General features: G+C 65.7%; 24 protein-coding genes. 6 read left to right on the forward strand and 18 right to left on the reverse strand.

Annotated elements, in window-relative coordinates:
- Nucleotides 1-459 precede the first annotated feature (459 nt).
- From ACYQ0L_RS10620 to ACYQ0L_RS10685, 14 genes are all read right to left on the reverse strand, one after another.
- A complete protein-coding gene (locus ACYQ0L_RS10620; RefSeq protein ID WP_459789141.1) occupies nt 460-1,107 on the reverse strand; it encodes a hypothetical protein in 648 nt (215 codons plus the stop codon).
- A gap of 64 nt (nt 1,108-1,171) precedes the next feature.
- Entirely contained in the window at nt 1,172-1,762 is a 591-nt protein-coding gene (locus ACYQ0L_RS10625) for a septal ring lytic transglycosylase RlpA family protein (protein ID WP_459789142.1), read from the reverse strand.
- Nucleotides 1,763-1,885: 123 nt separating this feature from the next.
- The gene (locus tag ACYQ0L_RS10630; RefSeq protein ID WP_459789143.1) at nt 1,886-3,115 is read right to left on the reverse strand and encodes an argininosuccinate synthase; all 1,230 of its coding nucleotides are present in this window, start codon (nt 3,113-3,115) and stop codon (nt 1,886-1,888) included.
- A 71-nt stretch (nt 3,116-3,186) separates the two neighbouring features.
- Complete coding sequence (locus tag ACYQ0L_RS10635; protein WP_459789144.1) at nt 3,187-3,450, reverse strand: DksA/TraR family C4-type zinc finger protein; 264 nt, start codon at nt 3,448-3,450, stop codon at nt 3,187-3,189.
- 73 nt (nt 3,451-3,523) lie between these two features.
- Nucleotides 3,524-4,813, reverse strand: coding sequence for a class I SAM-dependent methyltransferase (locus ACYQ0L_RS10640; protein WP_459789662.1), 1,290 nt, complete (start codon nt 4,811-4,813; stop codon nt 3,524-3,526).
- A 73-nt stretch (nt 4,814-4,886) separates the two neighbouring features.
- Nucleotides 4,887-5,075: a hypothetical protein gene (locus ACYQ0L_RS10645; RefSeq protein ID WP_459789145.1), complete on the reverse strand. Its 189-nt coding sequence runs from the start codon at nt 5,073-5,075 to the stop codon at nt 4,887-4,889.
- On the reverse strand, nt 5,057-5,809 hold the full coding sequence (locus ACYQ0L_RS10650) for a molybdopterin-binding protein (RefSeq protein ID WP_459789146.1): 753 nt from the start codon (nt 5,807-5,809) through the stop codon (nt 5,057-5,059). The genes ACYQ0L_RS10645 and ACYQ0L_RS10650 overlap by 19 nt, the downstream gene beginning before the upstream one ends.
- Nucleotides 5,806-6,522: a cytochrome b/b6 domain-containing protein gene (locus ACYQ0L_RS10655; RefSeq protein ID WP_459789147.1), complete on the reverse strand. Its 717-nt coding sequence runs from the start codon at nt 6,520-6,522 to the stop codon at nt 5,806-5,808. Before ACYQ0L_RS10655 ends, ACYQ0L_RS10650 begins: the two co-directional genes overlap by 4 nt.
- Complete coding sequence (locus ACYQ0L_RS10660; protein ID WP_459789148.1) at nt 6,519-7,298, reverse strand: SDR family oxidoreductase; 780 nt, start codon at nt 7,296-7,298, stop codon at nt 6,519-6,521. Before ACYQ0L_RS10660 ends, ACYQ0L_RS10655 begins: the two co-directional genes overlap by 4 nt.
- A gap of 186 nt (nt 7,299-7,484) precedes the next feature.
- Nucleotides 7,485-8,075, reverse strand: a complete 591-nt coding sequence (locus ACYQ0L_RS10665) for an acyl-CoA thioester hydrolase/BAAT C-terminal domain-containing protein (RefSeq protein ID WP_459789149.1) — start codon at nt 8,073-8,075, stop codon at nt 7,485-7,487.
- Between the two features lie 162 nt (nt 8,076-8,237).
- Entirely contained in the window at nt 8,238-8,885 is a 648-nt protein-coding gene (locus ACYQ0L_RS10670; protein ID WP_459789151.1) for an MOSC domain-containing protein, read from the reverse strand.
- Nucleotides 8,882-10,135: a dual-specificity RNA methyltransferase RlmN gene (rlmN, locus tag ACYQ0L_RS10675; RefSeq protein ID WP_459789152.1), complete on the reverse strand. Its 1,254-nt coding sequence runs from the start codon at nt 10,133-10,135 to the stop codon at nt 8,882-8,884. The genes ACYQ0L_RS10670 and rlmN overlap by 4 nt, the downstream gene beginning before the upstream one ends.
- 142 nt (nt 10,136-10,277) lie before the next feature.
- A complete protein-coding gene (locus ACYQ0L_RS10680; protein WP_459789154.1) occupies nt 10,278-10,592 on the reverse strand; it encodes a hypothetical protein in 315 nt (104 codons plus the stop codon).
- A gap of 25 nt (nt 10,593-10,617) precedes the next feature.
- Nucleotides 10,618-11,160, reverse strand: a complete 543-nt coding sequence (locus tag ACYQ0L_RS10685; protein ID WP_459789155.1) for a hypothetical protein — start codon at nt 11,158-11,160, stop codon at nt 10,618-10,620.
- 266 nt (nt 11,161-11,426) lie between these two features.
- On the opposite strand from ACYQ0L_RS10685, the gene ACYQ0L_RS10690 reads away from it, so the two are divergent.
- Entirely contained in the window at nt 11,427-12,095 is a 669-nt protein-coding gene (locus ACYQ0L_RS10690; RefSeq protein WP_459789157.1) for an outer membrane protein, read from the forward strand.
- 96 nt (nt 12,096-12,191) lie between these two features.
- Here ACYQ0L_RS10690 and ACYQ0L_RS10695 read toward each other — a convergent pair whose 3' ends face one another.
- From ACYQ0L_RS10695 to ACYQ0L_RS10705, 3 genes are read right to left on the reverse strand one after another with little or no spacing between them, the layout of a single operon-like run.
- The gene (locus ACYQ0L_RS10695; RefSeq protein WP_459789158.1) at nt 12,192-12,680 is read right to left on the reverse strand and encodes an invasion associated locus B family protein; all 489 of its coding nucleotides are present in this window, start codon (nt 12,678-12,680) and stop codon (nt 12,192-12,194) included.
- Nucleotides 12,677-13,174 carry a transcription elongation factor GreB gene (greB, locus tag ACYQ0L_RS10700; RefSeq protein WP_459789160.1) on the reverse strand — a complete coding sequence of 166 codons (498 nt, stop codon included), beginning with the start codon at nt 13,172-13,174 and terminating at the stop codon, nt 12,677-12,679. The genes ACYQ0L_RS10695 and greB overlap by 4 nt, the downstream gene beginning before the upstream one ends.
- A 20-nt stretch (nt 13,175-13,194) precedes the next feature.
- On the reverse strand, nt 13,195-15,147 hold the full coding sequence (locus ACYQ0L_RS10705) for a lytic transglycosylase domain-containing protein (RefSeq protein WP_459789162.1): 1,953 nt from the start codon (nt 15,145-15,147) through the stop codon (nt 13,195-13,197).
- A 105-nt stretch (nt 15,148-15,252) separates the two neighbouring features.
- Between ACYQ0L_RS10705 and dapA the strand changes: the two genes are divergently transcribed.
- Nucleotides 15,253-16,134 carry a 4-hydroxy-tetrahydrodipicolinate synthase gene (gene dapA, locus ACYQ0L_RS10710; protein ID WP_459789164.1) on the forward strand — a complete coding sequence of 294 codons (882 nt, stop codon included), beginning with the start codon at nt 15,253-15,255 and terminating at the stop codon, nt 16,132-16,134.
- Nucleotides 16,135-16,217: 83 nt separating this feature from the next.
- Nucleotides 16,218-16,364, forward strand: a complete 147-nt coding sequence (locus ACYQ0L_RS10715) for a hypothetical protein (protein WP_459789165.1) — start codon at nt 16,218-16,220, stop codon at nt 16,362-16,364.
- Between the two features lie 15 nt (nt 16,365-16,379).
- On the opposite strand, the gene ACYQ0L_RS10720 is transcribed toward ACYQ0L_RS10715, so the two are convergent.
- Nucleotides 16,380-17,444 carry a succinylglutamate desuccinylase/aspartoacylase family protein gene (locus tag ACYQ0L_RS10720; RefSeq protein ID WP_459789167.1) on the reverse strand — a complete coding sequence of 355 codons (1,065 nt, stop codon included), beginning with the start codon at nt 17,442-17,444 and terminating at the stop codon, nt 16,380-16,382.
- 119 nt (nt 17,445-17,563) lie between these two features.
- On the opposite strand from ACYQ0L_RS10720, the gene smpB reads away from it, so the two are divergent.
- The 3 genes from smpB (at nt 17,564) to ACYQ0L_RS10735 (ending at nt 21,258) form a co-directional block, all read left to right on the forward strand.
- Nucleotides 17,564-18,046, forward strand: coding sequence for an SsrA-binding protein SmpB (gene smpB / locus ACYQ0L_RS10725; protein ID WP_459789169.1), 483 nt, complete (start codon nt 17,564-17,566; stop codon nt 18,044-18,046).
- 162 nt (nt 18,047-18,208) lie between these two features.
- On the forward strand, nt 18,209-18,823 hold the full coding sequence (locus ACYQ0L_RS10730) for a DUF2062 domain-containing protein (RefSeq protein ID WP_459789171.1): 615 nt from the start codon (nt 18,209-18,211) through the stop codon (nt 18,821-18,823).
- The gene (locus tag ACYQ0L_RS10735; protein WP_459789173.1) at nt 18,820-21,258 is read left to right on the forward strand and encodes a hybrid sensor histidine kinase/response regulator; all 2,439 of its coding nucleotides are present in this window, start codon (nt 18,820-18,822) and stop codon (nt 21,256-21,258) included. The genes ACYQ0L_RS10730 and ACYQ0L_RS10735 overlap by 4 nt, the downstream gene beginning before the upstream one ends.
- The last annotated feature ends 77 nt before the right edge of the window (nt 21,259-21,335 follow it).

Below are 21,335 nucleotides of genomic sequence, written 5' to 3' on the forward strand. Positions count from 1 at the left end.
ACCGTGTACCGGATGCGGCGCTGCTGCCCGCGCTTTGCCGAATTATGGGACGCGGCGCTGCTGCTCGCGCGGCCGCAGGTCGAGGCGGTGCTGGCCGACCGCGCGATCAACGGGGTCGAGGAGACGGTCTATTACCATGGCGAGGCGATCGCCACGCGCCGCCGCTACGATTCTCGCCTGCTGCTCGCGCATCTCGGGCGGCTCGACCGGCTGGCGAACGACTACGCGGCGAGCGATGCGGCGGCGGGATTCGAGATCGGGCTGGCCGAACTGGAAGGCGAGGACGAAATCACCTTCGTCGAAGGCGCACCCGCCTGCGATGCGGATGCGGGAGAGGAGGCGCGCGACGCGGGGGCGGATGGGCGGCTCCGGGGGGACGAGGTTCTTTCGCCCCTGGACACTGTGTCAGGTGTGTCAGGCGAGGGGGAAACGCAGGCTAGCGGCGGCGCCGGTGGGCAATCACATGACGCCCTCCAGCCCCCAGGTCGTACAGGCGTGGAACAGCTGGGTGAGGATGATGAAGCCCATCAGCACGATGCACACGATCCGCCGCTTGCTGAACGCCAGCCACACGAAGGCCGGGAAGTTGAGCAGCATGATCGTGCTCGAAATGGCGAAGGCGGGATGCTCGACAGCCGCCTTCTGCGCCGCGGCGACCTGCTCCGGCCCCTGCGCGCCGAGCATGACGGAGGCGAGCGTCGAGGCGATGTTGATCAGCAGGACGCCGCCGACCACCACGCGCTTCTGCTGCCAGAAGTAGGCGTCGAAATCGGGCCAGAGCTCGGGCTCGTCGGGGAACACCAGCGTCGCGATCAGGTAGTAGCCGCCGATGAGGACGAGGACGGCAAAGATGGTCGCGATCCGCATGTCGAGCACGCCGCGCATCGTCCAGATGATGCTCCAGAACGTGCCGAGGTCGATGAGGACCAGCAGGCCGAGCAGCGGGACCAGCCAGCCGACGCGGACCGCGATCGCGCCTGGGTCGACCCCCGCCTTGCGCCGCGCGCGCAGCTTGAGGATGCGCGAAAAGCCCATCAGCATCTCCGCCACGGCGAGGCTGATGAGCAGTGTGAAGAGTTCGAAGATGTAGTCGAATTGCGGATTCATGCGCGCCCCCCTGCACCGCGTTATCGCGTGCAGGGGCGCGCCGGGCAAGCGCCCGTTTGACCGGCTAGTCGACCAGCGCGAGCTCCACCGTGCCGTGGCCGCGCTGGATCAGGCCCAGCTGCGTTGCGGCGGCGCGCGACACGTCGATCTCGCGCCCGTGGGCATAGGGCCCGCGGTCGTTGATCCGCACGACCACGCTCTTGCCGGTGCGCGGGTTGGTCACACGGACCCTGGTGCCGAAGGGCAGCGTCTTGTGGGCGGCGGTCAGCGCGTTCATGTCGAACCGCTCCCCACTGGCGGTGGGGCGGCCGTTGAACTGGGCGCCGTAGTAGGAGGCGACGCCGCTGCGCCACACGGCAGGCTCGGCCTCCACCGGCGGCTCGAAACTGTCGATGTCGACCGCACGCGGGCCCACGTCGGGGGCGGGCGGCTCGACGTCGAAGCGCGCGAAGCTGATCTCGAAATCGGGGTCGGCAGCTTCGGCCGGCACGATCTCGTCGGTTAGCGCGATGCGGTCTTCGGGCGCGATCTGCGCCACCATCGCCTGCTGGCCGGGCGCATCCTGTGCGATGGCGCCGACCACGGGCAGGCCGAGAATGGCAAGCGCGAGCGCGGGCAGCGCAGCGCGGCGAGGGGGGTGGAAGTTTCCGTCCATGGGGGGAAACTTAGACGCAATTCCCCCCAGCGGAATGGGTCGGACGGCAACTCGCCGTGCTTTCGCCCCATTTGGCCCGATAGGATCGGAACGTTCGCCGCGCTACCAGATTGTTACCGAAAATCAGCCTTCTGGCGCGCGCTGGTCCCGTTTTGCCAGCAATTTCAGGCGCAAGGCGTTGAGCGAAATGAACCCCGCCGCGTCCCGCTGGTCGTAGGCGCCAGCATCGTCCTCGAAAGTCACGTGCGCTTCGGAATAGAGGCTGTGCGGGCTGCGCCGCCCGACGACGAAGGCATTGCCCTTGTAAAGCTTGAGCCGCACCTCGCCCGACACGCGCGCCTGGCTGTGGTCGATCGCGGCCTGCAGCATCTCGCGCTCGGGGCTGAACCAGAAGCCGTTGTAGATCAGCTCTGCATATTTGGGCATCAGCTCGTCCTTGAGGTGCGCCGCCCCGCGATCGAGCGTGATCTGCTCGATCCCGCGATGGGCGCGGGCGTAGATCTCGCCGCCCGGGGTCTCGTACATCCCGCGCGACTTCATGCCGACGAAGCGGTTCTCGACCAGATCGAGCCGCCCGATGCCGTGCTTGCGACCCAGATCGTTGAGCGCCGCGAGCAGAGTGGCGGGGCTCATCGCCTCGCCATTCAGGGCGACGCCGTCGCCCTTCTCGAAGGCCAGCGTGATGTATTCAGGCGTGTCGGGAGCGTCTTCGGGATGGTCGGTGCGCGAATAGACGTAGTCGGGCGTCTCTTCCCACGGATCTTCGAGCACCTTGCCCTCGGACGAGGTGTGGAGGAGATTGGCATCGGTGGAGAAGGGGCTTTCGCCGCGCTTGTCCTTGGGCACCTCGATCTGGTGCGACTCGGCCCATGCGATCAGCGCAGTGCGGCTGGTCAGGTCCCATTCGCGCCAAGGAGCAATCACGGTCACGTCGGGATCGAGCGCGTAGGCGCTGAGTTCGAAGCGGACCTGGTCATTGCCCTTGCCGGTCGCGCCATGCGCAATCGCGCCGGCACCGGTCTCGCGCGCGATTTCGACGAGGCGCTTGGAGATAAGCGGGCGCGCGATCGACGTGCCGAGCAGGTAATCGCCTTCATAACGCGCATTGGCGCGCATCATCGGGAAGACGAAGTCGCGAACGAACTCCTCGCGCAGGTCTTCGATGAAAATGTGCTTGTCGGGAATGCCCATCGCCTGCGCCTTGCGGCGCGCGGGCTCCAGCTCCTCGCCCTGGCCGAGATCGGCGGTGAAGGTGACGACTTCGAGCCCGCGCTCGACCTCGAGCCACTTCGCGATGACGGAGGTGTCGAGACCACCCGAATAGGCGAGGACGACACGCTTGTTCTCGGACATTTTGCTACCCTCTTATGGATCGGAGGGCGGCTAGCAGTGCGTGGTGGTGCACGCAACGCGCATTGCAGACTTCAGCGCAACTGGCTGTCCTTGCTGCCCCGCCGGTTGATCCCGCTGCTGCGGGTGGCTGCATCGCGGCCGGACTGGCATTGCACGCAGCGCTTCACGCCGGGAAGCGCGACACGGCGCTTCTCGGGGATCTCCTCGCCGCACTCGATGCACCACTGCTCGCTCTCGCCGCTCGGCATGCGCGAGCGCGCGGCGCTGACCGCGTCCGATACGGTGTCGTCGATCTGATCCTGTACGGCGCCGTCGCGCGCCCATCCGCCTGCCATCTTTCTATCCTCGTTCCCTGCTCATCCCTTTGAAAATGGGGACGAAGGTCGCGAAAATCAAATGGACGGCGTGCTAGCCCCGCGAAAGCAGCTTTGCTTCCGCCTCGGCGATGTAGTCGCGCGAGTAGGGCAGGGCGTGCCGGTGACGGGCATACTGGATCTGGTAGTTGCACATCGCGCCGCTTTCGAAGGAGGACGCCGCGCCTGCGAGGTAGAAGGTCCACATGCGGTAGAAACGCTCGTCGTACATGGCGATGATCCGTTCGCGGTTGGCTTCGCACTTGGCGTACCATGCGCGCAGCGTGTGCGCGTAGTGCAGCCGCCATGTTTCGACATCGGTGGCGATCAGGCGGCACTTCTCGCTCGCCGCCACGGTCTCGCTCAGCGCCGGGATATAGCCGCCGGGGAAGATGTACTTGCGGGTGAAGGCGTCGGTCGACCCGGGCGATCCCATCCGCCCGATCGTGTGGATCAGCATCGCGCCATCCACCTCCAGAAGCTGGCCGCAGGCACGGAAGAAGGTATCGAACTGGGCCTGCCCGACATGCTCGAACATGCCGACCGAGACGATCCGGTCGTACTTTGCGCCCGCTGCCGCGTGATCGCGATAATCGATCAGCTCGATGCTGACCCTGTCTTCGACCCCGGCTGCTGCCACCCGTTCGCGTGCCAGCGCGGCCTGTTCCTTCGACAGGGTGATCCCGGTCACGTGCACATCGGCGCGGCTTGCGAGGAAGATTGCCATCCCGCCCCAGCCGCAGCCGATATCGAGCACGCGCTGTCCCGGTTCGAGCGCCAGCTTGGCCGCGATATGCGCCAGCTTCGCTTCCTGCGCGTCGGCCAGCGACATGTCGGCGCCGCCGCGCTCCTCGGGCCAGTAGCCGCAGCTGTACTGCATGTGCTCTTCATCGAGCATCAGGCGGTAAAGATCGTTGCCGATATCGTAGTGATGGGAGACGTTCGCGCGCGAACGGACCGCGTTGTTGATCTGCTCCCCCCGGAAGGCGAGCTGGTTGGCGATCTTGCGCAGCGCATGCGGCCGGTCGTAGCGCGCACCCGCTTCCCATGGGCCGTTACGCGCAAACAGGCTGACGAGATCCATCACGTCGCCGCGTTCGATCAGGAGCCGCCCGTCCATGAAAGCCTCGGCCGCGCCCAATGCCGGGTCGAGCAGAATCTCGCGTGGAACCCTCGCATCGGCGAAGCGGACTGCGACATCGGGCGAACCGGTCCGCGCCTCGCCGAAATGTTCGCGGGTGCCATCGGCGAATGTCACATCGAGGGTGCCGGAGCTGATATGTCCGGCAAAGAAGCGGCTCAGCAGCAAGCCTGCGGCTCCGCGCGATCCAGCGTGCTCCGACATATGGGGAGAGCGGGTTTTCTTCAGCATTTTCAATTCTGTCCTAGCGCATGCGTTGCGTATCGAGAGTTCGCGGTCAGTCCGGTTTGTGGGGCAGGATCGGGTCGAGCAGCGGAGCCTTGCCCATTTTGGGCGGCAGCCTGCGGGACCGGCACTTCATCGCCGCTCCAGCTGTCGACCATTGCCCGTCCTTCGTCCACCATTGCCAGGCGTCGATATCGTGCGCCCTGTCGGCCGACAAGGCGGTCACATCCCGGCGTACCATTGGTAGCCACCGTAATCTTCCCAGTACCCGCCTTTGCCCCGACCGATGCCGTCGAGACTGGCAACGGCTTCGATGCCGGTGAGGTACTTCGCATGCTTGTAGCCCAGCTGCCGCTCGACCCGAACGCGCAAGGGCGCCCCGTTGCGGATCGGCAGCGGCTCGCCGTTGAGCCGATGGGCGATGATGGTCTGCGGATGGAAGGCATCGATCAGGTCGATGCTCTCGTAATAGCGGCCCCGCGTGTAATCGTCGGCGCAGCGGAAGACGATGTAGTTCGCCTCTGGGCGCAGCCCCGCCAGATCGAGGAAGGTGCGCAGTTGCGGTCCGGTCCACTGGCCGATCGCGCTCCACCCCTCGACGCAATCGTGCCGGGTGATCTGGGTGCGCTGGGGCAGGCGCATGATCTGGTCGAGCGACAGCGAGAGCGGGCGGGCGACGAGGCCGGTGACGGTAAGGCGCCAGTCGGCGAACCCGTTTGCGGCCTGTTCCGGATAGCCGTCGTTTTGCGGATTGGTGGAACCATTGCCCCTGAAAGAGGGCGAGATATCCTCGGGCGCGAATTCGGGCGCCAGCGCGTGACGCGAAGTGAGGCTGCGCTGTAGGCCCTTGTGCCAGTCGTCGACCCGGTCGAACAGGCTCTGCCCCGCCTCGCTGTCGCGGATCTTCGAGCACGAACCCAGCATCAAAGCGCCCGAGCCGAGCAGGACGGTGCGGCGTTTCATCAGGATGCTCATGCGGCGTCTCCCGTCGGCCGGGCGGGTTTGGCGAAGGGCGGGTTGGTCGGCTGATGCCTGCCGCCCAGCGTCATCGCGCGCAGGTGGCCGATCGGACCGGTCAGCAGGACCAGCGCGACATGGACGATGAAGAACCCGGCGAGCCCCCAGGCGAACAGGAAGTGGATCGAGCGCGCGCTCTGCCGTCCGCCGAGGACATCGACCAGCCACCACAGCGTCGGCTCCATGCCTGGGCTGATCGCGAGGCCGGTCAGGATCATGCCGGGCAGCAGAATGCCGAGCACGCCGCCATAGGCGATCTTCTGGAGGAAGTTGTACTTCTGTCCGCCATCATGGCTGAAGTCGAACCGCAGGTGCTGCATTACGTCCCGCCGGATTGCCTGCCAGCGCCACTCGCGCCTGCCGGTCGAGAGGTCGCGGCGGAAATGGCCGTTCCACAGCATCGCCATCCATATGCCCAGCAGGCCGAAGGCGAAAGGGAAGGCCATAAGCAGGTGCCAGTCGCGCGCTTTCGCCAAGCTGTAGAAGCCGGGGATTGTCATCCACCCGGGAAAGCGCGGCACCTCCAGCCATGCCTGTTCGGGCGCGAAGCCCCAGTGGCCCCAATAGAGGTACGGGTGTGCGTTGGAGATGTTCAGCCCGCTCATGAACAGCGTTACGATCGCGATCAGGTTGAGCCAGTGCCAGATGCGGGTGGAGGGAAAATGTCTCATCGTGCCTCCTCCCGCTCGAGAAAGATGACGTCGCGCGGCTGGCTCAGCAGATGCTGGCCATTGTCGACGAACAGCGTCTCGCCGCTCGCCAGATCGCCTTGGGCGAGGGCGACGGCTGCCTGTGCCACATGCTGCGGGGAGGTGCGGCGGCGGCGCAGATTGAGGAGGTGCGATCGCTCGGCCTCCTCCTCGCTCTGGTCGTGGCTGGCGAGGATCGCGCCCGGTGCGAGCCCGTAGACCCTGTCCTCGTCCCGCGCCGCGCCCCCATTGGCGCGCGTCTGGGCAAGCATGCGGATGGTGGCGTCGAGCGCGTGCTTGCTCATCGTGTAGCTGAAGAAATCCGGGTTGGGGTTGGCCAGCTTCTGGTCGGTCACCTGGATCACGCGGCGTCCGTCACGCGCCCGGGCATGGGCGAGATAGCTCTGCGCGAGCATCGCCGGGGCGCGGGCATTGACGTCCATGGCCTGCCACCATGTTTCCGGATCGAGGGCGGTGACGTCGTCCGATTCGAAAACCGATGCCGAATTGACCACGCATCGCCAGTCCTCGAGCCGGGTCGCCAGATCGCGTACGAGGCACTCGGCTGCGCGGACATCCCCGAAATCGGCCTGCACCACTTCGGCCGAGGGAAGTTGAGCAGCGAGCGCTTCGGCTTCTTCGTCCGAAGAAAGAAAGTGGATGACGACGTGCCAGCCAGCCTCGCCGAAGGCGCGCGAGAAAGCCGCACCCAGGCGTTGGGCCCCTCCGGTTACCAATACGGCCGGTCTGTGCGTCATCCTCGGCGCTTCTCCATGGTCCCGGATCTAGCCGCTCGACCTCCGCGAGTCTTGGACGAAATTCTCGGTGTGCCGCACCGTAAGACAGACCAATCGCGCTTCACGCCGAAGGAGCCTTTTTCGCGGTGCTGGCGGTGCGGTGCGACGCGGCTCTCTCATGACAGTCCGTCGTTGGCCGGTCGGTGCTCATTGGCCCTTGAGATGCTCGGCGAGGAAGGCGAGTGTCGCCGGCCAGATTTCCTGCTGCGCGGCGAGGGTGGCTTCGTCGTAGCGGAACGCGCCTTCGGTCCGCTGGACGCCCGTGCCCGACAGAGAATGGCCTGCCTCCGGATAGATCATCGCGACCGTTTCCAGATCGCCCGCTTCAGCGCGCCGCTCGGCGATGGCCTGCGCCATGCCGCCGGAGTTCCAGGTGTCGTCGGCATCGCCGCCCGCGACCAGCACGGGCTCGTCTATGTCTTCCGCGCGAATGCGCGCGGCGGGGACCCGATCGGGATTGGCACGGCGTCCCGCATCCTGGGGTGTGCGCAGGCGGACGACCGCGCCGGGGATCGCGTATTTCGCGAATTCCTCTTCCATGCCGAGATAGGGCACGAAGGGCAGCGGTTCGGCGGCCCATGAGAAACTGCTGACCTCGCCCGGCTTTGCCTGCGGGCCCCAGCCTTCCCAGATCACGTCGTTGGGCGCGATCGCAACCACGGCTGCGAAGCCGTCGATCCGGCTCGCTCCTGCAAGCACGAACTCCGCGCCCTTGGATACCGTAGAGTGCGATGGCATCGACCTGCACGTCGTCACGCGCGCGCAGCCAGTCGCGCGCGATCGCAAGCTTTTCGAGCGGAATGGAGTCGAACGCTTCGGGCAGGTCGGGCAGCTGTCGTGGTGTGTTATCGGAGTGTCACACCTCTGCGCGCTCGTTTTAAGCGGCGGCTGCTGGCGCGGTCAGGTGGCAGGATGCTTGCGGCGAATATCGTGGACCAGCCGATCCGATACGCGGGGTAGGCTGGCCAGTTCTTCAAGCTCGCCGCGATCCGGCTTGCCGGCCCCATAGACGAGGTAAAAGGCACGCCGCACCGTCCAGTCGGCTGCGCCTTGCTCTATCGGCTCCAGCTGGTCTCTGGCTTCGGCGGTGCCGGGTTCGATCACCCGGAAGAACATGCCGCAGCGCCCGCTTTGGACGATCGCCTTGACGATGCCCTTGCGGCCCAGATGGCGTTCGATCGTGGCGCACGGCTGGCGCGGCTGGGAAACCTCGATCACTGCGGTGCCGAGGCGGAAGCGGTCGCCAATGTGGACTGCGCTTTCATCGATTCCGTGAACGAACAGGTTTTCGCCCATGCTGCCCGGCCCAGCCAGCGCAGGGCGATCCCCGAAAAGATCGCGCAGCCAAGCATAGTGGTCTGCCGGGTAGACGTGCACTGCCATCGCCGGGAAACCATGATGCTTGCGATCGACCTGCTCATCGCCCGCGATGCCGCGCGGCCTGATTTCGACCGGGCCATGAATGGGCGATTTGGCGATGGCACTGCGCTTGTCGCCGGGAAGCAGGGCTGCGCGTCCGGCGCAGATCGCCTCGACGGTCAGGGTCACGCGGCGGTGCTTGCCTCGGCAGCTTCCTCAGCGGCTTCGCGGTCGCGCTGGGCGCGGCTCTTCTTTTCCGCTGCGGTTTTCAGCTGGCCACAGGCCGCGCCGATGTCGCGCCCGCGCGGGGTGCGCACGGGCGCGCTGATGCCCCCTTCGAAGACGATGTCCGAGAAGGCGCGAATCCGTTCGGGCAGGGAGGTTTCGTAGTCGCTGCCGGGCCAGGGGTTGAACGGGATCAGGTTCACCTTGGCGGGCAAATCATATTTGCGCAGCAGGCGGACGAGCTCGCGCGCATCCTCGTCGCTGTCGTTCTTGTCCTTGAGCATGATGTACTCGAAGGTGATCCGCCGTGCGTTGGAGGCTCCCGGATAATCGGCGCAGGCCTGCAGCAGTTCCTCGATGCCGTACTTCTTGTTGAGCGGCACGATCTCGTCGCGCACGTCCTTGTTCACCGCATGAAGGCTGACGGCGAGATTTACGCCGATCTCTTCGCCGCAGCGTTCCATCATCGGCACGACGCCACTGGTGGAAAGCGTGATGCGGCGCTTGGAGAGGGCAAGGCCGTCGCCATCCATCACCAGCTTCATCGCATCGCGCACGTTTTCGAAATTATAGAGCGGCTCGCCCATGCCCATCAGCACGATGTTGGTCAGCAGGCGGCCATCGGCGGTATAGGCGCTTTCGCTTTCGTCGCCCAGATCGTCCATCCGCCCCTTGGGCCATTCGCCGAGGCTGTCGCGCGCGAGCATGACCTGGCCGACGATTTCGCCGGGGGTCAGGTTGCGCACCAGCCGCATCGTGCCGGTGTGGCAGAAACGGCAGTTGAGCGTGCAGCCGACCTGGCTGGAGATGCACAGCGTGCCGCGATCCGCATCGGGGATGAAGACCATTTCGTAGTCATTGCCGTCGGCCGTGCGCAGCACCCATTTGCGGGTGCCGTCGGTCGAATGATGCGCCTCGACAACCTCGGGCCGTCCGATCACGAAGCGTTCGGCCAGCCACGGGCGCATCGTTTTGGCGATATCGGTCATCGCGTCGAATTCGGTGACGCCGCGATGATAGAGCCAGTGGAACACCTGCTTGGACCGCAGCTTGGCGGCTTTTGCGTCGAGCCCGGCACCCTCGAAAAGCTCGGCAATTCGCGCTTTCGGCAGTCCCATCAGGTCCACGCGCCCATCTGCGCGCGGCGTGATGTCGCGAGGGGTCGGCACCGGATCGATGAGTCCGGGCGAAGGCATGAGATCTGTATCGGCCATGGAAGGGGCTACATATAGAAATTGTGCCCGCGATTGGCAACTCGCGCGACGCGCGACGCAAGTCGGATGGCGGCAGATACAGACCGGGCGGCCCTTCCGGTTCTGGAAAGGCCGCCCGGTGTCGCATCTGGCGTCGTGCGGATCAGGTCCTGCGGCGAACCGTGACCGTGCCACGCTTCATGTTTCGAGGGCGAGCCGGCGCAAGCTCGAAACCTTTGGCATCGACCGGATCGATGAGGGCGTCGCCGTCCTTCACTTCGATTTCGGACACCGGCACGATCCGGTCGTCTTCGAGCACGAGCCCGGCGACGTGATCGCGATCGGGATCGACCAGCATGCGCTTGATCGTGCCGAGATGAAGCCCGTCATGGGTCTTGAGCGAATGGCCGCGAAGGTCCTGGTCCTCGTGGACCAGCTGGTAGTCGTCCAGTTCGCGAAGGTCTTGATATTTCGACATGTGCTATCTCCTTCTGGAGCGGTTCTCAGGCATCTTCTTCGATGGTGATGTTCGATTCATCGATCACCAGCACGGCGTCCTGGTCGGCGATGACGTTCATCGTATCCTCATCGAGCGCGTCACCTTCGATCCCTTCGGCGGAAATCGTGGACGCTTCGCGGATGGTGCCCCCGTTGAGCATGAGCGTCTGGCCAGGGTTGATATCGATCCGGCGTTCGGCCGGAGCGTCGATCACGATTGCGAACATGCGTGCGCCATCGTTTTCGATCCAGAAGCCGCGATCCGTCAGCGGACCGGCTGCCGCAACGGTGCCTTCGAAGCCTTCCTTGCCGTAATACTCTGCGGGGTTGGCGGTGATGGCGGCGATGGTCATGGCGCCGGCGGTTGCGACGGGCTCGTCGGCGGTGTCGATGCTCTCCTCGACGGCGACGGTGTCGCCATCCAGATTATCGGCATCGCCATCATTGTCGGCAAGCAGCCACCACAGAAGCAGCGCCGCCACGATGGCAAGCAACAATATCCAAAGCCACTTAGAGCTCGATTTCTTTTCTACGGGTATCTCAGCCATGAAAGTCCTCCTGTTTTCAGCCTTCATATGACCCAGCGGGTGGGGACGGGAGACGTTCCAATCTTGATGAATGCCAACCCGGTCGCGCGTGCGTGCGGCATGGTTCCGGCTTTTGGACGTGCATGATCCTCAACTCACCGCAAGATTGTTACTTTCATGCAACACATTCTTGTTGTGTTACATTCATGAAACTTCGTGGCACCTTCCGACATTCCTTCCCTGCGTGCCGCAATCGCAGGCGGCACAGGAAAGAAGGAAGTACTAGAATGACCAAGATGTTTGCACTCCTCGCCACCGGCTCGCTCGTCGCGATGGCCGCGCCTGCCGCAGCGCAGGTTGGTGAAGACACCCCGTTCAGCGGCCTGCGCGTGCAGGCGACCACGGGTTATGACCAGATCAAGGCCGGCAGCAGCGTGGACGACGACGGCAACGACAACAATGACCAGTCGGCCGAAGGCGTGTTCTACGGCGCGGCGGTCGGCTACGACGTCGACCTTGGCAGTGTCGTGATCGGCCCCGAAGCGGAAATCTCCGGCTCCAGCGCCGATACCGACTTCACCGATGGCGACTTCGAAGGCTTCGGCTTCGGTAACGTCTCCGCCGGCCGTGACCTCTATCTCGGCGCGCGCGTCGGTGTGAAGGCCAACCCGAACATGATGTTCTACGCCAAGGGCGGCTACACCAACGCCAAGCTCAATGTGCTCAGCAACGACGGCACGACCGAGTTCGACACCGATTACGATCTCGACGGCTATCGTGTCGGCGGCGGTCTGGAATATGCCTTCAGCAACAACCTCTTCGCGAACGTCGAATACCGCTATTCGAACTACTCGAAGGCTGAAGTCGACTTCGACGGCTCGCTGCCCGACAGCGACCGTTTCGACATCGACACCGATCGTCACCAGGTTCTGGTCGGCCTCGGCGCGCGCTTCTAAGCGCCCGACCGGCTAGGAAACAGTCGGACTACGAAACGAGGGGCGCGGCCAGCAATGGCCGCGCCCTTTTTCGTGTGCGTTGCCGTAGGCGGCGGGTCAGTCCCGTGCGCAGGCGATGGTCGCGGCGTCGATCGCGGTCGCGGCGCCCGACAGGCTGTAACGATCGGTGAAGCGGTTGCCGCCTCGGTCCGTCGCCGTCACGCGCATCCGCGATCCCGCGCGCATCGCAGCGACGATGGCCGCGTCCATTCGCTTGTCCTGCGCCCAGGCATCCGCCTCGCCCGATGTCAGGGGGAAGCTCTCGCCGCCGATCTTCAAGGTGACCGTGCCGTTCGTCGCGAGGCGGCGGGATAGTCGCAGGTGGATCTGGTTGCGAATCTTGCGACGGGGCCAGGTGCCGACCGTCGCGTAGGGATCGAATTCGCGCGCGCCCCGGCTGCGTTCCCCCTTCGCGATCGCATAGCAGCGCGGAAGGCGGGGATCGCGGAACGCGCCCCAGTCATCGAAAATGCCGAGGGAGGAGCGGGCCAGCGCCGGGCTGGCGAGCGTGGCGAGCGCGGCCAGCACCACGATGCCGCGCTTCATGCCGCGGCGCTCTTTTGCTCGGGATAGGCGATGCGCAGCACTTCCCACTCGCGCAGGCCGGTCGGCCCCCGGACCATCCGCAGATCACCGACCTCCGCACCGCGCAGGGCACGCGCCATGGGGGAGGACCAGCCGATGCGGCCTTCGCCGGCTTCCTGCTCGTCATCGCCGACCAGGGTCAGCGTCTTTTCGCGGTCGTCTTCATCGACCAGCGTCACCGTGGCGCCGAAGAACACCCGGTCGCGCGTCGGCTGGTCTGCCGGGTCAATTACCCGCGCGGCCTTCATCCGGCGGGCGAGATGCGCCAGCTCGCGGTCGATCTCGCGCATCTTCTTGCGCCCGTAGAGGTAGTCGCCGTTCTCGGAGCGGTCGCCATTGCCTGCCGCCCAGCTGACTATCTCCACGATTTCGGGCCGGGCGGTGCCCAGCAGATGGTCGTAGCGCGCCTTCATCGCGGAATAGCCCGCGGGCGTGATGGGATTGGTGCCTTTCATGCGGGCAAGCCTAGCGCGGCTTATCGCAGGAAGTCACCCGCCATTCTGGGCTCGCCGTACCGTGCGCGGTCGGGATTGAGATGTTCGTAGACGGCGGCATTCTCGATCACGCGCTGGACGTAGTTCTTGGTCTCGTAGATCGGGATGCGTTCGATCCAGGTGACGTAGTCGATCCCGCCCTGGCGCGGATCGCCATTGGCGCGCAGCCACTTGTTCACGTTGCCCGGACCCGCGTTGTACGCCGCGATGGCGAGCGGGTAGGCCCCGCCGTAATAGTCCAGCATGCGGCCGAAATAGGCATTGCCCAGCTGCATGTTGTAGACCGGATCGGCGATCAGATTGTCCCGGCTGTAGCCGAGGCCGAGCTTGCCTGCCTGCTCGCGCGCGGTGCCCGGCATCAACTGCATGAGCCCGCGTGCGCCCGCATGGCTGATCGCATTGGCGGCGAACTGGCTTTCCTGCCGCGAAATCGCGTGGACCATCGTCCAGTCCGAGCCGCCCGGAGCGGTGACGGTGGGGAAGCCCTGTGTCACGAAGCCCTTGTGGCCGTCCGCAGCCGCCGCTTCGGCGACGTTGACCGCAAGGTCTCGCCGGCCGGTTTCGCGGGCCAGTTCGGCGACCAGCGCGTGTTCTTCGGGCGTATCGGCCCGGTCGGAGATCGCCTGGTAGAACTGGATGCCGGTGCTCCATGGCGCATCGCGCGCCACTTCGCGCACCGCACGGGTGAGCGGCGCGTTTTCGAACGCAGAGCGCTGCTGCGCGGTGGGCAGGGCGACGCTGTTGCCGCCCAGTGCGGGCAGATCGCGTCCCAGCTTGGCGAGCGCCAGCTGGCCATAGAAACGGTCGGGATAGGCCGCCGCCATCTCGTAATAGCGGTTGGATTCGCTGCGATCGCCCGCGCGTTCGGCGGCGAGGCCGGCCCAGTAGAAGCCCTTGGAGCGGGTCTGCGGGGTCTGCGCCGCCGCGCCGTAGCGATAGAACAGCGGTGCCGCGCGGCCCGGCTGGCCGAGGTTCCAGTACGCATTCGTGCCGCCCAGCCACATCAGCGAGGTGTAATCGTCGCGCAGGCGATAGGCTTCCTGACTGATATCGGTGCCCGGCGCGAACAGATCGTCGACCTTGGCGGCGATCCGCGCCGAAGGATCGGACCCCGCGCCGCGCGCGACGCGCAGCGCTTCGCCGACGTAATCTTCCGGATCGAAGGCCGGATTTTCGAAGGGGGGGCGATCGGCCAGCAATGCGATCGCCTGAGGCAGCTGCCCGCTCTCGCGATAGTACTTGGCGAGGTTGTAGACGTAGCCGGGATCCTGCTTGGCACCCGCGGGCATCGGCACGCCCGCGCCTTGGGCGCCATAGCCCTGGATCAGCGCCAGTCGCGTGGTGAACAGGTCGCGCGACGGGGGCGAAACCAGATTGATCTGGCGCTGCGCGGCTTCGACCTCGCTTTGCCACAGGAGCGCATTCATGCGCGCGTCCTGGTCGGCAGGCGAGAACTGGTTGCCGAAGATCGACAGCATGTAGGGCTCGCTCGTCGCGCTCATCCGCCCGCCGCGCCAGGCCTCGCGCGCCATCGCCGCGGCTTCGGGCCGCCCGACCGACGAAAGCGCCAGTGCGTAACGCGCCTTGCCCGCATTGGTGACGGGCGGCAGCGCATCGAAGAAGGCGACCAGGCTTTCGGGCGAGGCGGGGCTTTCGTCCAGCGCATTCTCGGCCCGCTCGCGCAGGCGATCGGCCTGGGGGAAATCGGGATAGGCGAGCAGGAAGCTCGCATATTCGGTGAAGGGCAGATCGCGCTGGTCGATCAGATATTCCCACCGGCCGATGACCTGCGTCATCTGCGTCGGTGCGGTTGCGATCAGATCGGCCCGGGCACGATCCCAGCCCGCCGCATCCTGGGCATGGGCGGGCGGAACGATGGAGGTGGTGGAAACGAGCGCGATGGCCAGAAAGGGAAGTCGGGTCATGCTGGACATTATGGCCGCTGGCTCCTTATCAGGCACTGAACGAAATGGACGGGAAGGGGCGCAAACCCCTGTGTTTGTCGTCTGTTATATAGTCTTTACGCAGGAGCGCTTCAAATGTTCTCAGGTTCTATTCCGGCGCTGGTCACCCCGTTCCGGGACGGCAAGCTGGACGAGGCGGCCTTCCGCACGCTGGTCGACTGGCAGATCGAACAGGGCAGCGCCGCACTGGTGCCCTGCGGAACGACGGGTGAAGCCTCGACCCTGTCCAATGCCGAGCACCACCGGGTGATCGAGCTGTGCGTGGAGCAGGCGGCGGGCCGCGTGCCGATTATCGCGGGCTGCGGCAGCAACGACACCAACAATGCGCTGCTCCACCTGAAGTTCGCCAAGAAGGCCGGGGTGACTGCGGGTCTGTGCGTTGCGCCGTATTACAACAAGCCGAGCCAGGCGGGCCTGATTGCGCATTTCAGCCATCTCGCCGAGCATGGCGACCTGCCGATCGTGCTCTACAATGTGCCGGGCCGCACGGTGACCGACATCCTGCCCGAAACGGTCTGCGAACTGGCGGAGAAGTTTCCCGAGGTGATCGTGGCGATCAAGGACGCGAGCGAGGATCTGTCGCGGGTTTCGGACCACCGCATGGGCATCTCCCGCGACTTCTGCCAGCTTTCGGGCAACGACGAGCTGGCGCTGCCGTTCAATGCGGCGGGTGGTTCGGGCTGCATCTCGGTAACCGCGAACGTCGCGCCCGCGCTGTGCGCCGAATTCCAGCAAGCCTGCGCCGACAATGATCTGGTGCGCGCGCGCGAACTGAACGACCGGCTCTACCCGCTGCACTACGCGATGTTCGAGGATTCGAGCCCCGCGCCGGTGAAATACGCGCTCAGCCGAACGCAGAGCTGGATGACCGACGAAGTGCGCCTGCCGCTGGTCGCCTGCTCCGACCACGCCCGCCGCGCGGTCGACAAGGCGCTGGAGCATGCGGGGCTGGTTTGATGATCGAGGGTGTTGGCCTTTTCATACTTGGCGCGATCATCGTTCTGGGAGCAGAGAAAAGAGCTGCCGACGCAAGACGCAGGATGCGATCGGGCGAGGAGACCTATTTCGAAGAGCAACGCGAGCTTGCGACCTATCCCCTGCTGCGCTCTCCCAAGATGATCCGCAATCTGGGCTGGGTGGTGATTGCTGTGGCCATTCTCCTGCTCGCGATCGATATATTCCGCTAAGCTTAGGTAAGGCGCCTAAACCACCTCGTCCTCGTCCAGCAGCGTGGTCGGCGGGTGGGGCGGCTGGCTGCCCGCCATCGCATCGGCGATGCTGCGTGCGCCGTGACCGACACCCTCCAGCGTCTCGACCTCGGCGATATGGAACAACGCGTCGCCCTGGTTGACCACCGGCAGCGTCGCGTGGCCGATGATCACGCCGTCGACCGGGCTGACCAGATCCTGCGCGTCCTCGCCGAACAGGCCGCCGACCACCGCCAGCATGTCGCCCTGCCGCACGACGTCGCCCGACTTGCGCACACGGCGCGAGACTCCGCCGCGCGGCGCGCGCACCCAGCTTGAGCGGTTGGCGCGGGTCGGGACCTTGACCACCGCAAGCCCGTCGTCGAGCTCGATCATGCCGATATGCGCCAGCACGCGCAGCACTCCGCTGACCCCGACATTGATTGCATAGCGGTCGAACCGCAGCGCCTCGCCCGCTTCCAGCAGCAGCATCGGTGTCTCGCGATCATGCGCGAGCGCGCGCATCGATCCGGGCCGCAAGGGGCTCTCGATGATGATTGGCGGGGCGAAGGCCATCGCCAGTTCGGTGAGGTACGGGCTGTCCGATGCGATGCGGATCTGCGGCAGGTTGTAGCGGTGGACCGCCGCGGTGTGCAGATCGATGCCCAGCGTGCAGCGGTCGATCACATGTTCGAGGAAGGTATGCGCCAGCTGCGCGGCAAGGCTGCCATGCTCGTAGCCGGGGAAGCTGCGGTTGAGATCGCGCCGGTCGGGCAGGTAGCGGCTGTGCGAGGCGAAACCGTAGATATTGACTGCAGGCGCAAGGATCAGCGTGCCCGCCATATCTTCCGGCATCAGGTGTTCGAGCAGGCGCTGGATGATCGCGGTGCCGACGATCTCGTCCCCGTGGATCGCCGCGCTGACGAACACCGCCGGGCCGGGCCGCGCACCGTGCAGCACCTTGAGTGCCAGCGATGCGTCGAGCCCCGTGACCTGCTGGCTGACGGGAATGGTCAGGATCTCGGCCGAGCCCGGCGAGATGTCGCGGTCGTGGATGCTGAAGGGCGCGGGCTGGTCCATGCGCGAGGATAGTCACGGCTATGGCGGTGCGTGCAAGCGCCCGCACGGCTTCATCCACCGGCACATGGCCCTGCCGGCCCTTTCATTTGGCGCAGGACATGCCTACATCGCGCGACCTTATGGCACGTCCCAAACCCGCCACCTTCGACAAGCGCAAGACCGTCGCCGAAAACCGGCGCGCACGGTTCGATTATGCCGTGGAGGAAAAGTTCGAGGCGGGAATCGCCTTGCAGGGCACCGAGGTCAAATCGCTCCGTTCGGGCGAGGCGACGATTGCCGAATCCTACGCCGAGGTGCGCGACGGCGAGGCATGGCTCATCAATGCCAACATTCCCGAATATACGCACGGCAACCGTCTGAATCACGAACCCAAGCGCCCACGCAAGCTGCTGCTCCATGAAAGGGAGATCGAGAAGCTGCTAGGTGCGGTTGAACGCAAGGGAATGACGCTTGTGCCCCTGTCGATGTACTTCAACGGGCAGGGCCGGGCGAAGGTCGAACTCGCGCTGGCCAAGGGGCGCCAGACCAAGGACAAGCGCGATTATCTGAAGGATCGGGACTGGCAGCGGGACAAGGCGCGGATCCTGCGCGATCGCGGGTGACGACCGGAGCGATTTTTCGCCGGACGGCGCACGCGATTAAGGAAGCGGCCATGCTGTGATCGCTAATCGCCCGAAGCGCATGATCCGTCGAATTCCTCTTACGATTTCCACCGCCCTCGGCTTGCCCTTCGCACTGCCGGTCACCATCATCGAAGACGCGCCATGAGCCAGGGAACAGACAGTCTCGATAAGCCGACCAACCGCTCCGCGGTCATGGGATACGTGCGGCGCTATACCGATCGGGAAGGGCTGGCCGGCAACCGTCTGCTCAAGCCGATCGCACATCGTTTCCTTAGCCCCGAATTGTGGCGTTTCACCCGCCGCAACGTGCCGCGCGGAGTGGCTCTGGGCCTGTTCGCGGGCTTCATCATTCCCTTCGGGCAGATCTTCCTGGCGCTGGTGCTCGCTTTTACCGTGCGCGCGAACGTGCCGATCGCCAGCGGGGTGACGCTGATCACCAACCCGCTGACTTTCCCGTTCTGGGTGTGGGCCGCCAACCGCGTGGGCCACAAGGTGCTGACTTTCGCGCCGGACAGCAGTGCGGCAATTCTGCAGAACGACGGGATCATGTCGCTCGGCGGACTGTTCGAGGCGGCCGGGGCGACCGTGCTCGGCTTCTTCCTTTTCGCTGCTCTCTTCCCTCCGCTCGGTTTCTTCCTGACCAAGTGGGGCTGGCGTTTCGCCATGGGCCGTCGGCGCAAGAAGCGGCTCCTGCGCGGCGCGCTTGCGCGGGAGGCTGCGATCGAAGGCACGCCCGGCGAAAGCGGGGCAGGGTGATTTCGTTCGCTGAGCCCGGCGAAGATGGCGCCACGCTCGGCTGGGCCGCGCTTCTGGTCGCACTGGTCGTCAGCATCGGCGTGATCTGGCTGGTGAGCGGACTGCCTATCCTCACCGCCGCCTATGCCGGCGGCCTCGCGACAATGATGGCGCTGCTCTTCCTGCTGCGCAGCAAGGGGGCCGCTGCGCGGGCCGACATGCTGGCGCCGCCGGACTGGAGTGTCACGCTCGCAGCGATCGACCAGCCCGGCGCGATGGTCGCGATTACCGACCGCGCGAACAGGCTCGTTTGCGCCAGCGCTGCATTTTCGGGGCGCTTCGGAGTCGAGAAAGCGCCCCCGAATCTGCTCGTGAGCGAAGAGGATGCGGCGGAGATGCTGCTCAGGACGGCGCGGGAGGCATGGCGCGAAGGGCGCGCGCACGCCGCGCACCTCTCGCTCGGCAAGGAAGACGTGCGCTGGGAGGTCGACGCGCAGCGGGCAGGGCGGGGCGAGGATCACCTCGTCTGGCGCTTTCGGCCCGAATCGAGCGCAGACCTTGCCGGCGAGATCGGCCAGCTTGTAACCGGGCCGCTCGGCCGGATGCTCGGCCGTGCAGGCATGGTCGCCGCCCTCGTCTCTCCCGAAGGAACCGTGCGCGCCGCCTCGCCCGCTTTTGCCGAGCGGGCGACCGGCGATCTTACCGCGACCTGCGTCGGGCGCGAGTTTGCCGAATTTCTGCGGCTGGATGAGCGCGAGCGGATCTATTTCGCGCGCGCCGGGCGCGAGGGGGAACCCTTCCAGCTCATCCATGTGCCGCTGAACGATCCGGAGGAAGAATGGGCGGCGCCGCCGCAGGATGCCCCCTCGCTGATGCTGCTGATAGAGGCGCATGCGACGCTGGCCGACAGTTCCGGCGGCGATGCGATGCCGAAGCTGCAGGGGCTGATCGAAGCGCTTCCGCTGGGCCTTGCGATGACCGATCGCGACGGGCGCTTCCTGTTCGCCAACCCATCCTTCCTGCGCGCCATCGGCCGCCCCGACGAGGGTCTGCCGACCTTCCCTTCGGACATCGTGGTGCGGGAGGACAAGAGCGCGATTTCCGACGCCGTCCGGCGCTTCGGCAAGGGCGGAGTGGCAAGTGGCGACGTGGCCGTGCGGCTCGCCTCCGCGCCGGAGGAGCCGGTCTCTCTCGGCCTGGCGAGCATGCGCGGTCTCGGCGAGGCGGCGGTTCTCTTGACGCTCGCCGATTCGCGGGAGGAGACAGAGCTCAAGCGCCAGATCGCACAGGCGACCAAGATGCAGGCCATCGGCCAGCTTGCGGGCGGCGTGGCGCATGATTTCAACAACGTGCTGACCGCAATCATCGGCTATTGCGACCTCATGCTGCTGCGCCACATGCCGGGCGACAGCGATTACGACGATATTCAGCAGATCCGCGCCAATTCCAATCGCGCCGCCAGCCTTACCCGCCAGCTGCTCGCCTTCAGCCGCCAGCAGACCCTGCGGCCCGAGGTCGTGCAATTGCCCGACGTCGTGTCCGAGGTCAGCCAGCTGCTCAAACGCCTGCTGGGCGAGAAGATCGAACTGCGCGTGCGGCACGACCGCGATCTGGGCCCGGTCCGCGCGGACCCCGGCCAGCTTGAGCAGGTGATCGTCAATCTGGCCGTGAATGCGCGCGATGCGATTGCGGCGAAGGGCGACGGGACCGGCACGCTGGTTATGTCGACCCGCAAGGTCACCGTGCAGGAAACCCGCAGCCACGCGGCGGACATGGCGCCGGGCAATTACACGGCGCTCATCGTTCGCGACACCGGTGGGGGCATTCCCGCCGCTGTGATCGGCAAGATCTTCGATCCGTTCTTCACCACCAAGGAACAGGGCAAGGGCACGGGCCTTGGCCTTTCGACCGTGTACGGCATCATCCGGCAGTCGGGTGGGTATATCTATGTCGAGAACGTGGACGGCGGGGACGGGCTGGGTCCGGGCGCGCGGTTCACGATCTACCTGCCGGTCCATCGGGGTGCGCTCGCCGCAGAAGGGCGGCGCGCAAGCGAGGCGGAGCAGCCCGCACGCGCCTGGTCGAGCGGGGGGCGCATCCTGCTGGTGGAGGACGAGGATATGGTCCGCGCCGTGGCCGAGCGTGCGCTGGTCCGCGCCGGGTTCACCGTCACCGCGCAGCCCGATGGCGAGGGCGGCCTCGCGCAAATCGCCAATGGGGGTACCTTCGATCTCGTCGTTTCGGACGTCGTGATGCCGGGAATGGACGGCCCGGCGATGGTTCGTGCGATCCGCAAGCTGAAGCCGGATATCCCGATCCTGTTCATGTCGGGCTACGCCGAGGAGACTCTGCGCAAGGAAATCAGCATCGAGAACATGTATTTTCTGGCCAAGCCGTTCAGCGTGGAACAGATTTCGGGCAAGGTCGGCGAGGTTCTAAGCGCTGTAAAGGGCTGAAAACCGCCCACCGGGGGCAGGTCTGAAAAAATTTCTGTTCCCCACTTGTTCTATCGGAACATACCCGGTACAAACTG

The organism is Alteriqipengyuania triglochinis, from assembly GCF_054655655.1.

Coding starts and splice junctions, on each gene's coding strand:
- ACYQ0L_RS10650 (WP_459789146.1), bottom strand. CDS start 5,809: ATGAGCATCCTGATGAAACGCCGCACCGTCCTGCTCGGCTCGGGCGCT.
- ACYQ0L_RS10695 (WP_459789158.1), bottom strand. CDS start 12,680: ATGAAGCGCGGCATCGTGGTGCTGGCCGCGCTCGCCACGCTCGCCAGC.
- ACYQ0L_RS10630 (WP_459789143.1), bottom strand. CDS start 3,115: ATGTCCGAGAACAAGCGTGTCGTCCTCGCCTATTCGGGTGGTCTCGAC.
- ACYQ0L_RS10715 (WP_459789165.1), top strand. CDS start 16,218: ATGCGATCGGGCGAGGAGACCTATTTCGAAGAGCAACGCGAGCTTGCG.
- ACYQ0L_RS10730 (WP_459789171.1), top strand. CDS start 18,209: ATGAGCCAGGGAACAGACAGTCTCGATAAGCCGACCAACCGCTCCGCG.
- ACYQ0L_RS10685 (WP_459789155.1), bottom strand. CDS start 11,160: ATGGCTGAGATACCCGTAGAAAAGAAATCGAGCTCTAAGTGGCTTTGG.
- rlmN (WP_459789152.1), bottom strand. CDS start 10,135: ATGGCCGATACAGATCTCATGCCTTCGCCCGGACTCATCGATCCGGTG.
- smpB (WP_459789169.1), top strand. CDS start 17,564: ATGGCACGTCCCAAACCCGCCACCTTCGACAAGCGCAAGACCGTCGCC.
- ACYQ0L_RS10655 (WP_459789147.1), bottom strand. CDS start 6,522: ATGAGACATTTTCCCTCCACCCGCATCTGGCACTGGCTCAACCTGATC.
- ACYQ0L_RS10665 (WP_459789149.1), bottom strand. CDS start 8,075: ATGCCATCGCACTCTACGGTATCCAAGGGCGCGGAGTTCGTGCTTGCA.
- ACYQ0L_RS10640 (WP_459789662.1), bottom strand. CDS start 4,813: ATGTCGGAGCACGCTGGATCGCGCGGAGCCGCAGGCTTGCTGCTGAGC.
- ACYQ0L_RS10625 (WP_459789142.1), bottom strand. CDS start 1,762: ATGGACGGAAACTTCCACCCCCCTCGCCGCGCTGCGCTGCCCGCGCTC.
- ACYQ0L_RS10620 (WP_459789141.1), bottom strand. CDS start 1,107: ATGAATCCGCAATTCGACTACATCTTCGAACTCTTCACACTGCTCATC.
- ACYQ0L_RS10645 (WP_459789145.1), bottom strand. CDS start 5,075: ATGGTACGCCGGGATGTGACCGCCTTGTCGGCCGACAGGGCGCACGAT.
- ACYQ0L_RS10660 (WP_459789148.1), bottom strand. CDS start 7,298: ATGACGCACAGACCGGCCGTATTGGTAACCGGAGGGGCCCAACGCCTG.
- ACYQ0L_RS10705 (WP_459789162.1), bottom strand. CDS start 15,147: ATGTCCAGCATGACCCGACTTCCCTTTCTGGCCATCGCGCTCGTTTCC.
- greB (WP_459789160.1), bottom strand. CDS start 13,174: ATGAAAGGCACCAATCCCATCACGCCCGCGGGCTATTCCGCGATGAAG.
- ACYQ0L_RS10690 (WP_459789157.1), top strand. CDS start 11,427: ATGACCAAGATGTTTGCACTCCTCGCCACCGGCTCGCTCGTCGCGATG.
- dapA (WP_459789164.1), top strand. CDS start 15,253: ATGTTCTCAGGTTCTATTCCGGCGCTGGTCACCCCGTTCCGGGACGGC.
- ACYQ0L_RS10635 (WP_459789144.1), bottom strand. CDS start 3,450: ATGGCAGGCGGATGGGCGCGCGACGGCGCCGTACAGGATCAGATCGAC.
- ACYQ0L_RS10680 (WP_459789154.1), bottom strand. CDS start 10,592: ATGTCGAAATATCAAGACCTTCGCGAACTGGACGACTACCAGCTGGTC.
- ACYQ0L_RS10720 (WP_459789167.1), bottom strand. CDS start 17,444: ATGGACCAGCCCGCGCCCTTCAGCATCCACGACCGCGACATCTCGCCG.